The 14,288-nt window shown below is 69.6% G+C and carries 16 protein-coding genes; 12 read left to right on the top strand and 4 right to left on the bottom strand.

Annotated elements, in window-relative coordinates:
* Positions 1-111: 111 nt before the first annotated feature.
* A complete protein-coding gene (locus tag QWJ38_RS09415) occupies positions 112-327 on the bottom strand; it encodes a hypothetical protein (protein WP_290358790.1) in 216 nt (71 codons plus the stop codon).
* A gap of 155 nt (positions 328-482) precedes the next feature.
* Between QWJ38_RS09415 and QWJ38_RS09410 the strand changes: the two genes are divergently transcribed.
* From QWJ38_RS09410 to QWJ38_RS09390, 5 genes are all read left to right on the top strand, one after another.
* Complete coding sequence (locus QWJ38_RS09410) at positions 483-1,241, top strand: Crp/Fnr family transcriptional regulator (RefSeq protein WP_290358789.1); 759 nt, start codon at positions 483-485, stop codon at positions 1,239-1,241.
* A gap of 73 nt (positions 1,242-1,314) precedes the next feature.
* A complete protein-coding gene (locus tag QWJ38_RS09405; protein WP_290358788.1) occupies positions 1,315-2,382 on the top strand; it encodes a flavodoxin family protein in 1,068 nt (355 codons plus the stop codon).
* A gap of 119 nt (positions 2,383-2,501) precedes the next feature.
* Positions 2,502-2,726 (top strand): hypothetical protein, encoded by a 225-nt coding sequence (locus tag QWJ38_RS09400; RefSeq protein ID WP_290358787.1) that lies wholly within the window; start codon positions 2,502-2,504, stop codon positions 2,724-2,726.
* A 158-nt stretch (positions 2,727-2,884) separates the two neighbouring features.
* The gene (locus tag QWJ38_RS09395; RefSeq protein WP_290358786.1) at positions 2,885-3,325 is read left to right on the top strand and encodes a response regulator transcription factor; all 441 of its coding nucleotides are present in this window, start codon (positions 2,885-2,887) and stop codon (positions 3,323-3,325) included.
* Entirely contained in the window at positions 3,322-4,707 is a 1,386-nt protein-coding gene (locus QWJ38_RS09390) for a CHASE3 domain-containing protein (RefSeq protein WP_290358785.1), read from the top strand. The genes QWJ38_RS09395 and QWJ38_RS09390 overlap by 4 nt, the downstream gene beginning before the upstream one ends.
* Here the strand turns inward: QWJ38_RS09390 and QWJ38_RS09385 are convergent.
* Positions 4,704-5,804 carry a hybrid sensor histidine kinase/response regulator gene (locus QWJ38_RS09385; protein ID WP_290358784.1) on the bottom strand — a complete coding sequence of 367 codons (1,101 nt, stop codon included), beginning with the start codon at positions 5,802-5,804 and terminating at the stop codon, positions 4,704-4,706. The two genes, QWJ38_RS09390 and QWJ38_RS09385, sit on opposite strands and share 4 nt — an antisense overlap.
* Positions 5,805-5,974: 170 nt before the next feature.
* Between QWJ38_RS09385 and QWJ38_RS09380 the strand changes: the two genes are divergently transcribed.
* The 3 genes from QWJ38_RS09380 to QWJ38_RS09370 all read left to right on the top strand — a co-directional run bounded on the left by QWJ38_RS09380 (position 5,975) and on the right by QWJ38_RS09370 (position 7,831).
* Positions 5,975-6,166: a hypothetical protein gene (locus QWJ38_RS09380; protein WP_290358783.1), complete on the top strand. Its 192-nt coding sequence runs from the start codon at positions 5,975-5,977 to the stop codon at positions 6,164-6,166.
* A gap of 28 nt (positions 6,167-6,194) precedes the next feature.
* Positions 6,195-7,253 carry a DNA topoisomerase IB gene (locus QWJ38_RS09375; protein ID WP_290358782.1) on the top strand — a complete coding sequence of 353 codons (1,059 nt, stop codon included), beginning with the start codon at positions 6,195-6,197 and terminating at the stop codon, positions 7,251-7,253.
* A gap of 116 nt (positions 7,254-7,369) precedes the next feature.
* A complete protein-coding gene (locus tag QWJ38_RS09370; protein ID WP_290358781.1) occupies positions 7,370-7,831 on the top strand; it encodes a glycine zipper family protein in 462 nt (153 codons plus the stop codon).
* Between the two features lie 6 nt (positions 7,832-7,837).
* Here QWJ38_RS09370 and QWJ38_RS09365 read toward each other — a convergent pair whose 3' ends face one another.
* Positions 7,838-9,094, bottom strand: coding sequence for a pyridoxal-dependent decarboxylase, exosortase A system-associated (locus tag QWJ38_RS09365; protein ID WP_290358780.1), 1,257 nt, complete (start codon positions 9,092-9,094; stop codon positions 7,838-7,840).
* 9 nt (positions 9,095-9,103) lie between these two features.
* Complete coding sequence (locus QWJ38_RS09360) at positions 9,104-10,708, bottom strand: acyl-CoA ligase (AMP-forming), exosortase A system-associated (RefSeq protein WP_290358779.1); 1,605 nt, start codon at positions 10,706-10,708, stop codon at positions 9,104-9,106.
* A gap of 219 nt (positions 10,709-10,927) precedes the next feature.
* On the opposite strand from QWJ38_RS09360, the gene QWJ38_RS09355 reads away from it, so the two are divergent.
* The 4 genes from QWJ38_RS09355 to QWJ38_RS09340 all read left to right on the top strand — a co-directional run bounded on the left by QWJ38_RS09355 (position 10,928) and on the right by QWJ38_RS09340 (position 14,040).
* A complete protein-coding gene (locus tag QWJ38_RS09355) occupies positions 10,928-11,179 on the top strand; it encodes an acyl carrier protein (protein WP_290358778.1) in 252 nt (83 codons plus the stop codon).
* A 22-nt stretch (positions 11,180-11,201) separates the two neighbouring features.
* Positions 11,202-12,056: a hydrolase 2, exosortase A system-associated gene (locus tag QWJ38_RS09350; protein WP_290358777.1), complete on the top strand. Its 855-nt coding sequence runs from the start codon at positions 11,202-11,204 to the stop codon at positions 12,054-12,056.
* On the top strand, positions 12,053-12,910 hold the full coding sequence (locus QWJ38_RS09345; protein WP_290358776.1) for a hydrolase 1, exosortase A system-associated: 858 nt from the start codon (positions 12,053-12,055) through the stop codon (positions 12,908-12,910). Before QWJ38_RS09350 ends, QWJ38_RS09345 begins: the two co-directional genes overlap by 4 nt.
* 62 nt (positions 12,911-12,972) lie before the next feature.
* Positions 12,973-14,040, top strand: coding sequence for a GNAT family N-acetyltransferase (locus QWJ38_RS09340; protein ID WP_290358775.1), 1,068 nt, complete (start codon positions 12,973-12,975; stop codon positions 14,038-14,040).
* The last annotated feature ends 248 nt before the right edge of the window (positions 14,041-14,288 follow it).

Genomic DNA, 14,288 nt, shown 5'->3' with positions numbered 1-14,288 from the left:
TCACTCCGGCCTGGGGACCCGGGCATTGTGCTGGCCGACCCCGGGCCCTCCTCTGTAGGACAAAGCCGCGACTTGTAGGACAACGCCGCCTTTACATCGGCGTCTCGTCCGTCAGGAGGCGTGCTCCGACGGCGGCGATTCGCCGGCGCGCGCCAGCGCTGCCTCCAGTCTGACGATGGCCATGGCGGCCTCGCTTTGCAGCTGTTCGAGCGCCTGCAGGCATTCCTGCAGTTCGGTACCGCTCAGGCCTTCGGCAAGCCGGCCGCAGACCGCGTCGAAGAGGAGGTTCCAATCCTCCAGCAAGAAGTCTTGCTGACGCGTCACCATGGCAGGCCTCCTCGGCTGGGGATGGAGGAACCGGCGGGCGCCGCGGCATACTGCGCCGGGGCGTGGCGGCCCGGGCGAAGCAGGAATTGAGGAGATTGGACTTGCATGTGCGGGCAATTTAGCAAGCCCCGGTGCCGGCCAGAATGTCAAAAGACATGGGGATGAAGCAAGCAATGGCGATCCAGATTCCGTGCCGAGAATGTCCGCTGCGGCAGCTGCCGCTGTTCATCACCCACAGCGCCGAAGAGCTGGAACTGTTGCAGGCACTGAAGCAGCGCGAGCTGCGCCTGGCCGCCGGCGAGACGCTGATCCTCGAGGGCCAGACCGACACGCCGCTGTTCACCCTGCTGTCCGGCTGGGCCTTCCGCTTCAAGACACTCAGCGACGGGCGGCGCCAGATCCTCAACTTCCTGCTGGCCGGCGACTTCATCGGCGTGCAGCAGAAGATGGGCGATGCGGCCGCGCACGGCGTGACGACGCTGACCGACTCGCTGTTCTGCGTGTTCCAGCGCGACGCGCTGTGGGAGCTGCACCGGCGCTCGCCGGTGATGGGTTTCAACACGACCTGGCTGATCGCGCACGAAGAGTCCCTGGTCGACGACAGCCTGCTGTCGGTCGGCCGGCGCAGCGCCGAAGAGCGCATCGCCAGCCTGCTGATCCTGCTGTTCAAGCGCGCCGCCGCACTGCAGCTGGACGGCGGCGCCGCCGGCGTGCCCTTTCCTCTGACGCAGCAGCATATGGCCGACGCGCTGGGCCTGTCGCTGGTGCACACCAACAAGACCCTGCGCAAGCTGGAGAAGCGCGGTCTGCACGAGCTCAAGGACGGGCGCCTGTACCTGCGGGACGCCAGGGCGCTGACCCGGCTCGCCGATGTCTGGGGCGACGGCAAGCCGACGCCGCGCCCGCTGGTGTAGGACGGCAGGCCGCCGCCGTCGGGCGCTTGTCCCGCAACAGCGGGCCGGGGCCCGGCCGACACTGGTCGGCATCATGGCAAGCATCACCGTCCGCAAGGGCCAGGCGCCGCCGGAACTGACGCGCGAGCAGTTCGGCGAACGCTTCCGCCAGCGCTTCGACGACCCGGCCTATGACGGCGAGCGCGAATCCATCGCCCGGCTGGAGCAGATCGCCTGGCAGGCGATGAAGGAGGGCCGCAAGGCGCCGCGTACCCGTGCGGCCGGCGCCGGCTTTGCCGACCCCGGCTATGCGCTTTCGCTGGAATGGCTGCATACCCGCGCGCGCCTGCAAGAGGCGCAGCGGCGCTGGCAGGACAGGAGCGCGCCGGCGCGGGTGCTGCTGATCTGCGGCAGCGCGCGCAACGACGGCACCTGTCCCGGCGAGATCTCCAAGAGCTGGCGGCTGGCCCGCCTCTGCAGCGACATCGTCACCGGCCTCGGCGCCGAGGCCGATCTGCTCGACCTGAGCCTGCTGAGCTCCGAGTACGGCCGCAAGATCTATCCCTGCAAGGGCTGCGTCGCCACCGCGATGCCGCTGTGCCACTGGCCCTGCAGCTGCTATCCGAATCATGCGCTGGATCAGGTCGGCGACTGGATGGCCGAGATCTACGAGCGCTGGGTGGCGGCCCATGGCGTCATCATCGTCGCGCCGACCTACTGGTATCAGTCGCCCAGCGCGCTGAAGCTGATGATCGACCGCCTGGTCTGCGCCGACGGCGGCAATCCGGACCCGACCACGACCCATGGCAAGAAGCCCGAGGAGGCCAAGCGGCTGGAACAGCAGGGCTGGGGCTATCCCAAGCACCTGGCCGGCCGCGCCTACGGCCTGGTCGTGCACGGCGACGTCGGCGGCATGGAGTCGCAGCGCCGCAATCTGGCCGACTGGCTGGACTGGATGGGCCTGGTCGATGCCGGCAGCGCCGCTCGCATCGAGCGCAGCATTGGCTATTACGAGCCCTACTACGACAGCCACGCGGCGCTTGATCGCGACCCGGCGCTGCAGGACGAGGTGCGCAATGTCGCCCGCGCCGTTGTTGCCGCCATCGCCGACTTGCGCGCCGGCCTGCAGCCGCCGCGGCCCGAGCCGGTGCGGCAGAAATGAAGGGCCGCCCTGCGGCCGCCGGGCCATGGCGCGCTGTCCTACAAAGGCCCGCGCCATGCGCCGACGCCGCCGCCATCGCAGCCCCGCTAGAGTTGCCGCGCACATCAAGAGGTCCGACCATGCCCATCAGCCAGCCCCTGCGCCCCGACGCACGCCAAGCCTCCCACGCCGAGACCGGGGCGGCGCCGCAGCAGCGGCCACATGCGGTCGAGCGCCTGCTCGATGCGGCCCTGGCCACCGAGGCGGCCTGCCTGCTGCAATACCGCCGCCACCGCTTCGCGGCGGCGATCGAGCGCGCCAGCGGTGACTCCATGCCGGCCCCGCATTGGGCGGCGGCGCTGTAGACGGCGCGGCCCCCTGTAGGAAAACGCCGACAGCAATCCCCGCGCTTTGCGCACAAGCCGCAGCCTTCCGGCCTCAGCAGAATCAAGGCTCACCTGACCCCTGCATCAGATCCCGCTCGGGTCCGGAGGTCACGGCGAGAGCTTGCCGGACATTGCCGATGAATCTGTCCCTCGTCGATCACGCCCCTGCCGATTCCGCGGCACCCACCTGCTTCCTTGTCGAGGACAGCGTCGTCATCCGCGAAAACCTGATCGCCACCCTGGAGGAGATGACCGGCATTAGCGTCGTCGGCAGTGCCGAGGACGAATTCGGCGCGCTGCATTGGCTGAAGAGCAGCGGCCAAGCCTGCGATCTGATGATCATCGACATCTTCCTGAAGTCGGGCACCGGCCTGGAGGTGCTGGCCAGCGCCAAGGCGTTGCGGCCGGAGCTGAAGCTGGTCGTGCTGACCAATTACGCCACCGCCGAGATGCGCCGCCGCTGCCTGCTGCTCGGTGCCGACCGCGTCTTCGACAAGTCGGCCGAGCTCGAGGAGCTGCTGGCCTATTGCGACACCATCCCGGGCGGCAAGGCGCTGAGCACCGGAGATCCACCATGAAGCTGGCGGCGCTGACTGCGCGGCTGCAGCAGAGCGCCTTTGCCTTTCCGCTGGCCATCCTGGTCGCCGGCCTGATGCTGGCGATCAGCGAGACCGCCTACTACGGCGCCGACTCGCAGCTCTCGACCCTGGTCACCATGGGCCAGGCCCGTATGGAGCTGGTGCGGCTGGTCGCCCGCGTCACCGACGCCGAGGCCGGTCAGCGCGGCTATCTGCTGACCGGCCGGCCCGAGTATCTGGAGCCCTACCGCTTCGCCAGCGTCGACACGGTCGAGGGCCTGGAGACCCTGCGCAAGCTCTATGCGCGCCTGGGCCACCACGAGGCCGAGGCGCAGCGCCTGCGCATCGCCGCCTCGATCAACACCAAGCTGAGCGAGCTGGGCGAGGAGCTGCGCCTGTACGACGCCGGCCGCCAGGACTCGGTGCGCGAGCTGCTGCTGACCGATATCGGCCGCAACCATATGGACGCGATACGCGGCGATGCCGAGACGCTGCTGGCCAGCGAGAACCGCCATATCGCCGCCGGCATCGGCAATGTCTTTGACACCCTGCTGCTGAACCGCATCGGCGTCGCCGCGATGACGGCGATCAGCCTGTTGGTCGTCGCGATGTTCCTGCGCCAGGGCCGCCAGCTGGAGCGCGAGCGCAGCCAGCAGCAGCTGCTGCTGCAGGGCGAACGCGACCGGCTCGAGCAGGAGGTGCTGCGCCGCACGGCCGAGCTGACCGAGCTGGCGCGCCATCTGCAGACCGCCCGCGAGGACGAGCGCGCCCGGCTGGCGCGCGATCTGCACGACGAGCTTGGCGCGCTGCTGACCGCGGCCAAGCTGGACGTCGCGCGCATACGGCCGCGCTTGCAGCAGAGCTCGGAGCTGCAGCCGCGCTTGGCGCATCTCACCGAGACGCTGAACGCCGGCATCGCGCTGAAGCGCCGCATCATCGAGGACCTGCGCCCCTCGACCCTGGACCAGCTGGGACTGGCGCCGGCGCTGGAAATCCTCTGCCGCGAGTTTGGCACCCAGGCCGGCCTCACGGTGCGCACCGAGCTGAGCCCGGTGCCGCTGGCGCCCAGCAGCCAGCTGAGCGTGTTCCGCCTGGTGCAGGAGGCGCTGAACAATATCGCCAAGTACGCGCAGGCAAGCGAGGTGCGGGTCGGCCTGTCCAGCGAGGGCAACCGGGTGCGGGTCAGCGTCGCCGACAACGGACGCGGCTTCGATCCCCGCCAGATCGCGATCGCCACCCACGGCCTGCTGGGCATGCGCTTTCGCGTCGAGGCCGAACGCGGCGAGCTGCGCGTCGCCTCGACGCCGGGCAAGGGCACCTTGATCGAAGCCTGCCTGCCCAGCAGCGCGCCGCAGCCCGAGGCTGCAACGGCGACGAGCTAGCCGAGTTCGGCCCAGCCGCGCGGCAGCATCAGCTCGAAGCGCGTGCCGTGCCCCTGGGGCGAGCTGCCGATCAGGGAGCCGCCATGCGCGCGGGCGATGCGCTCGACGCCCTGCAGGCCGGGGCCGACCTGCGGCGCGGCGATGCCCTCGACGGTGCTGCCGGGGCCGAACAGATAGAGCGCCGCCGGCTCGGCCAGCACGCCGTCGAAGCCGATGCGCAGCAGCAGCGAGCGGCGCGTCGTGCCGTCCACCTCGACCCGGATCGGGCGGTCGCCGGCATGGGTGGCCGCCTGCAGCAGCAGGTGGTCGATCGCCTCGGCGACCAGACCGGCATCGAATTCGCCCTCGGTGTCGCCGGCACTGGCCAGGCTGGAAGGCGCCCACATCAGCGCCTCGTTGGCCGAGGCATGCAGGCGCTGCTGCGTCAGCCGGGACAGATCGCCCCGGGCCAGCCGCGGCCTCAGCTCGGTCTCGGGCAGCTGGGCCAGATTGACCAGATGATCGACCTGGCGGCGCAGCATCGTCGTGGCCGCCTTCATGCGCGCGCCGGCCTGCTTGAGGCTGGGCAGCTCGCTGCGCCGGATCAGCATCTCGGCATTCAGCATCAGCACCGTCAGCGGCTCGCGGATATCGTGCGACAGCGCCGCCAGCATCAGCGCATTGGTGCGGGCCAGCCGCTCGTAGGCGGCGATGCGCTCGGCCAGCTGCCGCCGCTGGCGGTAGAGATCGACAAAGACCTCGATCTTGCCGCGCAGCACGCGCGGATCGACCGGCTTGTAGAGGAAGTCCACCGCGCCGGCCTCGTAGCCGCGGAAGCTGCACTGTGGCTGCGGCGCACCCTCGGTCAGGAAGATGATGGGCACCAGGCGGGTACGCTCGGCGCCGCGCATCAGCTCGGCCAGGCGGTAGCCGTCCATTTCCGGCATCTGCACATCGAGCAGGGCCAGCGCCACCTCGTGGACCAGCAGCAGCTCCAGCGCCTGCGGGCCGGAGGCGGCCGTCAGCACCTGCAGCTCGGTGTCGGCCAGCATGTCCTGCATCGCCCGCAGATTCTGTTCATGGCCGTCGACGACCAGAATGCTGAGCTTGTTGTCCACGCGGGCCTTTACGAAAAAGTTGGGAGAAGCGGAGCAGCAAATTGTGCGCATTAGCGCGTCGTTTAGCTGTAGGCCGACGCCTACAGCGCAGCGCGGCCCCGGCCGCTGTCCGCGCCGCGGGGCGGGCCGGAAGATCTCGGGCATCCGAGAACAATACCGAGGAGCAAGCCATGTTCGATATCGCGACGGGCTCGATGCTGCTAATCGCACTGAGCGCCTTGCCCATTGCCGCCTTGAGCGGCTGGGTCTGGCACCAGGTGCTGCGCGCCGGCAGCGATGAGGAGGAGGTCGCGCCGGACGAGCGCCTGCTGAGCGCCATCGTCGGCCACCGGATGGCGGCGCAGCCGCCGCAAGGCCCCTGAACCGCGTGCAAGCGCGCCGCGCCGGGCGATGTCGGACAGCAGCCTCGTCTATGTCAGCGACGACATGCCCGGCATTCGCCGCGTCCGGCGCGGGCCCGGCTTCGCCTACCGCTCCAGCGAGGGGCAATGGCTGCGCGACGCGGCCGAGATCCAGCGCATCCGGCGCCTGGCGATCCCGCCGGCCTATTCAGAGGTCTGGATCTGTCCGCTGCCCAACGGCCATCTGCAGGCGACCGGCCGCGATGCGCGGGGCCGCAAGCAGTACCGCTACCACGCCGACTGGTCGGCCGCCCGGGACGCCGAGAAGTTCGACCGGCTGGCCGAGTTCGGCCGCGCGCTGCCGCACATCCGCGCCCGCGTCGCCCGCGACCTGCGTGCGCTGCGCGGCCGGCCGCTGCTGCCGCGCGAACTGGTGCTGGCGACCATCGTGCGCCTGCTGGACACGACCTTCGTGCGCGTCGGCAACGATGAGTACGCGCGTGGCAACGGCTCCTACGGCCTGACGACCCTGCGCAACCCGCATGCCAAGGTCGAGGCCGGGCGGCTGCGCCTGCGCTTTCGCGGCAAGAGCGGCGTCGAGCACGACGTCTCGGTGCAGGATCCGCGCCTGGCCCAGGTCGTGCGGCGCTGCCAGCATCTGCCCGGGCAGGAATTGTTCCAGTACCAGGACGAGGACGGTGCGGTCCACCGCGTCGGCTCGACCGACGTCAACAGCTATCTGAGCGAGGCAGCCGGCGCCCATTTCACCGCCAAGGACTTCCGCACCTGGCATGCCAGCGTGCTGGCGCTGGAGCTGGGCCGCCAGGCCTGCGCGGGCGGGGTTCAGCCCTTCCCGGCCAAGCAATTGCTGGCCGAGGTGGCCGCCGCGCTGCACAACACGCCGGCCGTCTGCCGCAAGGCCTATATTCATCCGCGCATCCTGGCGCTGTGGCAAGAGCTGGCCGCCGCCGCGCCCGGCGAGGCGCAGGCCCGGCTGTGCCAGGCCTTGCCCGCCGAGCCGCGACCCGGCGCGCGCCGGCCGGCGGCCGAGCAGCGCCTGCTTGCCTTCCTGGCCGGCAAGCGGCGGCGGCGGCGGCGCGACATGTAAATCAGCCCAGCGGCGGTTCGGCCCTTGCGCGCGCGGCGCGCCGATGGGCCATACTGGGCCCGCGCCGCAGGCGTTCGACGGGCGGCGGTCGTTGACATGCACAAGGAGCAATGCAAATGAGGAAGCCCTCTCCGTGGCTATTCGTCTTGCCGGCCCTGCTGGCCGGCACCGCGTTCGCCCAACAGATCGTCTATCCGGCCAAGGGCCAGTCCGCCGATCAGCAGAAGAGCGATGAATCGGCCTGCTACAACTGGGCCGTACAGAACACCGGTATCGACCCGTCCAAGCCGGCCGCGGCCGCCCCGCCGCCTCCGCCGACCACGGCCACCGGCACCCAGCCGGGCGCCGGCGTGCGCGGCGCGGCCCGCGGCGCCGTGGTGGGCGAGATCATTGCCGACGATGCCGGCGCCGGCGCGGCCGTCGGCGCGATCGCCGCGCGCGGCCAGAGCCGCCGCCAGAACGCCGCCGCGCAGCAGCAGGCCCAGCAGCAGACGGCCTCGGTCAACCAGCAGCAGCAGGCCACCTTCGCCAAGGCGCGCGCCGCCTGCCTGGAAGGTCGCGGCTACACCGTCAAGTAAAAGGCCCTAGACCAGCACCTCGACGCAGTGCGGGTGCCCCAGGAAATCCTGCGGGCTCGCGCTGCGCCCATAGGCGCCCGACTGGAAGACCACGGCCAGATCGCCGACCTCGGCCACCGGCAACTCCATCCGGTCGGCCAGCAGATCCAGCGGCGTGCACAGCGGGCCGACGACCGAGGCCGTCTCGCGCGCCACGCTGCCGGCCTTGTTGCCGATGGTGACCGGGTAGTTCTTGCGCAGCACCTGGCCGAAATTGCCCGAGGCCGACAGATGGTGGTTCAGCCCGCCGTCGGTGACCAGGTAGATCTGACCACGCGAGACCTTGCGGTCGACGATGCGGGTGACGTAGACGCCGGCTTCGCCGACCAGGTAGCGGCCCAGCTCGATCACCAGCCGCGCCTGTGGCAACTCGCGCGCGGCACGCTCGACCAGATCCTGCAGATTGGCGGCGATCGGCGCCAGATCCAGGCGCTGCTCGCCAGGGAAATACGGAATGCCGAAGCCGCCGCCGAGATTGAGGAACGCGACCGGTGCCGGCGCATGCTCGGCCAGGCGCAGGGCCAGTTCGTAGGACTTCCGCTGCGCCTCACAGATCGCCTCGGGCTTCAGGTTCTGCGAGCCGGCGAACAGATGGAAGCCCTCGAAGCCCAGGCCCAGGCGTCCGATCTGCTGCAGCAGCTCGGGCAGCTGCTCGGTGTCGACGCCGAACTGCTTGGGGCCGCCGCCCATCTTCATGCCCGAGCCCTTCAGTTCGAAGTCCGGATTGACGCGCACGGCGACGCGCGCCGGCAGGCCCAGGCGCTGCGAGGCCGCGGCCAGCACGGGGAGCTCGCGCGCCGATTCGACATTGACCAGCACGCCGGCGGCCACCGCCTGCGCCAGCTCGATATCGCGCTTGCCCGGACCGGCGAAGCTGATCTCGGCCGGATCGGCGCCGGCATCCAGCGCGATCTGCAACTCGCCGGCCGAGGCCACGTCGATGCCGTCGACCAGGCCGGCCACCAGGCCGACGACGGCCGGCATCGGATTGGCCTTCATCGCGTAGTGCAGCTGGATCTGCGCCGGCAGCGCCGCGCGCAGCGCGGCGACGCGCGCCTTCAGCAGGCCGCGGTCGTAGGCATAGAAGGGCGTGCGGCCGACGCGCTCGGCCAGATGACTCAGCTTCTGGCCGCCGACGACAAGTTCGCCGTCGCGCAGCGCGAACTGGGACATCGGGGCATGGACCGGCGCTTCGCGCTTGGTCGGGGGGCTGGATTCGCTCATCGTGGTAGTTCAGCTCAGCGGGTTGCGTTCGACCCAGGCGGTCGACAGCAGCTTGCGATCGATCTTGCCGTTTGGATTGCGCGGCAGCGGGCCGGCCTGGACCTCGATGCCGGCCGGCACCATATAGGCCGGCATGCGCTGGCGGCAGTCGGCCAGCAGCGCGGCGACGTCGAGCTCGGCGGCACCGGCCGGCGCCGTCGCGATCACCTGGATCGCCTGGCCCAGGGTCGGATGGTCGACGCCGAAGGCCACGCATTCGCCGACCCGCTTGCTCGCGTAGAGGATCTCCTCGACCTCGGTCGGGCTGACCCGGTAGCCCGAGGTCTTCATCATCTCGTCGCGCCGGCCGATGAAGTAGAGAAAGCCCTCCTCGTCCATACGCACCGTGTCGCCGGAGAAGACCGCGTACTCGGGCAGCATCAGGCCGCCTTCGCGCCCCGGTGAACCCGCAGGAAGGAGCTTGTAGCGCTCGGCCGTCTTCTCGGCATCGTTCCAGTAGCCCAGGCCGACCAGGGCGCCGCGGTGCACCAGCTCGCCCGGCTCATTGGGCGCGCAGGGGCTGCCGTCCTCGCGCAGCACCAGGATCTCGGCATTCGGGATCGCGCGGCCGATCGAATCGGGCCGGCGATCGACCTCGGCGGGCGGCAGATAGGTGGAGCGGAAGGCCTCGGTCAGGCCGTACATCAGGAACGGTTTGGCCGCCGGCACGCGCGCGCGCAGCGCGTCCAGCGTCTCGCGCGGCATGCGGCCGCCGGTGTTGGCGAAATAGCGCAGGCGCTCGTTGATGGCCGCCGGCCATGCCAGCTGGGTCAGCTGGATGTACAGCGGCGGCACCGCCGTGAGCCCGGTGACCTGCTCGCGCTCCAAGGCCTTCAGCACGTCGCGCGGCAGCAGGTAGTTCAAGAGCACGACGCGCGCGCCGCAGTGGAAGGCGGTGGTCAGCTGGCTGAAACCGGCGTCGAAGGACAGCGGCAGCGCGGCCAGCAGCGTGTCGTGCTCGTTGTTCTCGAGATAGCTGGCCACGCTCTTGGCGCCGGCCACCATATTGCGGTGCGACAGCACCACGCCCTTGGGCCGGCCGGTTGACCCAGAGGTGTAGAGGATGGCCGCCATATCGGTGTCGATGACGCGATGGCCGGCGCGCCGCGGCGCCTGCAGCAGTTCGCCCCAGCGGTGCAGCGCCAGCGCCGCCGGGGCCACGGCGGCGGCCGGCTCGTCGGTCAGCAGCACATGGCGAAGCGCCTCGCAGCCGCCCAGTTGTTCGGCCAGCAAGGCATAGCGGTCGGGCGAGGTGACCAGCACGCGCACATCGCAGTCGCGCAGGATGAAGCCGACCTGCTCGGGCTTGAGCAGCGGATTCAGCGGCACGAAGACGGCACCGGCCGCCGGCGCGCCGAAGCTGGCGATGACGGTCTCGAAGCGCTTTTCCAGATAGATGGCGACCCGCTCGCCGCGCTGGATGCCCAGCGCCATCAGCCCGCTGGCAAAGGCCTGGACGCCGGCGTCGAGTTCGGCGTAGCTGAGGCTGGCCTGGCCATGGCTCAGCGCCCGCTCGGCCGCACGCCATTCGGCCGCTCTGGAGATCAGTTCGTTCAGCTGGGTCGATTCGGGCATGCTCTTGGGGCCTTGGAGGGAAGCGGGCTGATCGAAAAAAGTATCGCACAGGCCCTGCGCTGCCCCGCTGCGGCGGCAACCCGGAACGAGCGGGGTAAACCATGCAGGAATACACCGATCTGAGGGGGAAGTGGCGGCCGGTCGCCCAGGCCCCTGCGGCTAAGATCGGCCCCTGTTGCGCAGGCCCTGTCGCCCGCGCCCGCAAGACAGCCAAGACACATGGACACCCAACAGCAAGTGCTACGAATCCTGGACGAGGTGCTGAGCCTGAATGGCCGCGCCAATGCGTTCGACCGCTCCACCCATCTGCTGGGCGCCATTCCCGAACTCGACTCGATGGCCGTCGTCAGCCTGATCACCAGCCTGGAAGAACAGCTGGGCCTCACCGTCGACGACGACGAGATTGACGGCGAGACCTTCGCCACCGTCGGCTCGCTGACCGATTTCGTGGCCGCCAAGCTGGCCGCCTGACGTCCCACCCGGCTGGCCGACCTTGACGCCGCGCCCCGAAGCCTTCTTCCTGCCCGTCGGCCCGGACGGTGACCAGCGCTTCTGCCTGTTCCACCGCGCGCATGGCCCGGCCCCGCGCGGCCGCGTCGTCTATGTTCACCCCTTCGCCGAGGAGATGAACAAATCGCGCCGCATGGCCGCGCTGCAATCGCGCGCACTGGCCGCGGCGGGTTTCAGCGTCCTGCAGATCGACCTGCTCGGCTGCGGGGACAGCAGCGGCGATTTCGGCGACGCCAGCTGGGCCGCCTGGGTCGCCGATGTGCGGCTGGCCTCCCGCTGGCTGCGCGAGCGCGATGCCGCCCATGCCGCCGCGCCGCCGTGGCTGTGGGGGCTGCGCGCCGGCTGCCTGCTGGCCGTCGAAGCAACGGATGGCCTCGACGAGCCCGTCAACTTCTGCTTCTGGCAGCCCGCCACGAGCGGCAAGCAGTTGCTGCAGCAGTTCCTGCGCATGCGCGTGGCCGCCGAGATGATGAGCGGTGCGGGCAAAGGTCTGATGGAGGATCTACGCCAGCAGTTGGCGACCGGCACGGCCCTCGAGATCGCCGGCTACCGCCTCGCACCGCGCCTGGCCGAGGGCTTGGAGCGCGCCCAGCTGCTGCCGCCGCCGGCGTCCCCCGACGGCCGCCTGGTCTGGCTGGAGCTGTCGACGCAGGCCGAGCCGCGCTTCAGCCCGGTCGCTGAACAGGCACAGGCCCGCTGGCGCGATGCTGGCTGGCAGCTCGACGCCCGCCTGATCAAGGGCCCAGCCTTCTGGCAGACGACCGAGATCGAGGAGGCGCCGGCCCTGTTGAGCGCGACCACGTCCGCGTTGCAGACGCGGGTGGAGCAGCCGGCATGAGCGGCTATGCCGAACGCGTGCTTTCTTTCGGCTGCGTTGGCCAAGCGCTGCAGGGCATAGTCAGCGAACCGCCAGCCGGCCGCCCGCGTTCCGGGCAAGCCGTGATCATCATCGTCGGCGGGCCGCAGTACCGCGCCGGCAGCCATCGGCAATTCGTGCTGTTGGCCCGTGCGCTGGCCGCGGCAGGCCATGTCGTGCTGCGATTCGACTATCGCGGCATGGGCGACAGCGAAGGACCGCAGCGGGACTTCCAGGCCGTCGATGCCGATGTGGCGGCAGCGATCGACGCGCTGCTGGCCGATGGGCCGGGGCTGCGCGGGCTTGCGCTATGGGGGCTTTGCGACGGAGCCTCGGCTGCCCTGCTCTATCTGCACGCGCGCGCCGACCCTCGCGTCACCGGTCTGTGCCTGCTCAATCCCTGGGTCCGCTCGGAAGCGAGCCTGGCGCGCACGCAGGTCCGCCACTACTACGGCCAGCGTCTGTTGCAGAAGGATTTCTGGCTGAAGTTCCTGCGCGGCGGCGTCGCGACGAAGGCGCTGCGCGAGCTGCTGGGCAATCTGCGCCTCGCCCGTGGCAGCAACACCGGGACGATGGCCGGCAGCAGCTACCAGCAGCGGATGCTCGAGGCCTGGAAGGACTTCGCCGGCCCAGTGCTGCTGCTGCTGAGCGGGGACGACTATGTCGCCAAGGAGTTCGTCGACCATGCGCTCACGCCGGCCTGGAGGCAATGCCTGAGTCGTCCGACACTGCGGCGGCATGAGCTGGCCGGTGTCGATCACACGTTCTCGAATGCGAGCGCCAGGCGACAGGTGGAGGAACTGACCTTGCAGTGGCTGGCGCAGGCTTGCACATGACGCAAGCGGCGGCCATCAGCGCCTACCACCATCCGGACGAGTTGCCGGCGTCGGCACGGGCCTTGTTCGACGAGGCGGAACGGCGCTACATCGAGCATGGCGTCTACTGGTATCGAACGCTGGTCGATGCGGTCTTCTCGGATCGCTCGCAGGTGTTCATCTATGTGCTGCAACGCCAGGGGCAGGTACGGCTGGTGCTGCCGATGCTGCTCAGCCGCCCGAAGAAAGGCTGGCGGGCCAGTTCGCTGAGCAATTACTACACGGCAATCTACGAGCCGCTGGCCAGTGATGCAGCCGGCGAGGCCGATGTCGCGGAACTGCTGGATCTCGTGCGCAAGCGCCACGCGCCGCTCGATTCGCTGCGCTTCTCCCCGATGGACCCGCAATCGCGCGGCTACCGGCTACTGCTCGAAGGGCTGCGCCAGGCCCATTTCTTTGCCTACGAGTATTTCTGCTTCGGCAACTGGTTCCAGCGCGTGGACGCCGACTGGGCCGCCTATCTGGCCACGCGCGAGGGCGCCGTGCGCAGCACAATCAAGCGGATGGGCAAGAAGTTCGCCGCCGCCGGCGGACGGCTGCAGCTGATCTGCGAGGGCCCGGAGCTGGAAACCGGCATCGCCGCCTACGAACAGGTCTACAGGGCCAGCTGGAAGACCGACGAGCCCTACCCGAACTTTGTCCGCGGCCTGATCCGCATGTGTGCCGAGCGGGGCTGGCTGCGATTGGGTGTTGCCTGGCTCGCGGAGCAGCCGATCGCCGCCCAGATCTGGATCGTCTCCAACGGCAAGGCCGACATCTACAAGCTGGCCTATCACGAGGACTTCAAGAGCTATGCGCCCGGCACCCTGCTGACCGCCATGCTGATGGAGCAGGCGATCGACCGCGATGGCATCGCCGAGATCGACTATCTGATCGGCGACGACGACTACAAGCGCGCCTGGATGGCCGAGCGTCGTGAACGCTGGGGCATCGTCGCGTACAACCCGCGTACGCGGCACGGGCTGCTTGGCCTCGGTCGGGAATCCATTGCCCGGCGCGTGAAGTACATGCTCGACAAACTTGGTTTTCGAAAGACCCATTCCCTGGCAAAGCGGGCCGTGCCCGCTCTGCCAACGCAAACGCCGCCATGAGCAGCCCTTTCTACAAATCAATCGGGCTCCCGATGGCGCATCTGACCACGCCGGCTGTTCTGCCCACTACAACGCAGGCCCTCATCAGTTTCTCCGCTTGCGGCCGTCCGCATAGGCTCGCCCGACGGTTTCAAACGCCTCGAATATCGGGCCATTTCTTTCGTCGACTCTGAGCGGATGATCCAGCACGTCATGTCCATGTTCACTACGCGCCCATTGCGTTCGAGTGCAAAGATCGCGCGCTGGAA

Source organism: Roseateles violae, assembly GCF_030410485.1.
In the GTDB taxonomy this organism is placed as follows: Bacteria; Pseudomonadota; Gammaproteobacteria; order Burkholderiales; family Burkholderiaceae_C; genus Roseateles_D; species Roseateles_D violae.
The sequence above is the reverse complement of the archived record's forward strand: the minus strand, read 5'-3'. Positions and strand labels throughout refer to the sequence as shown.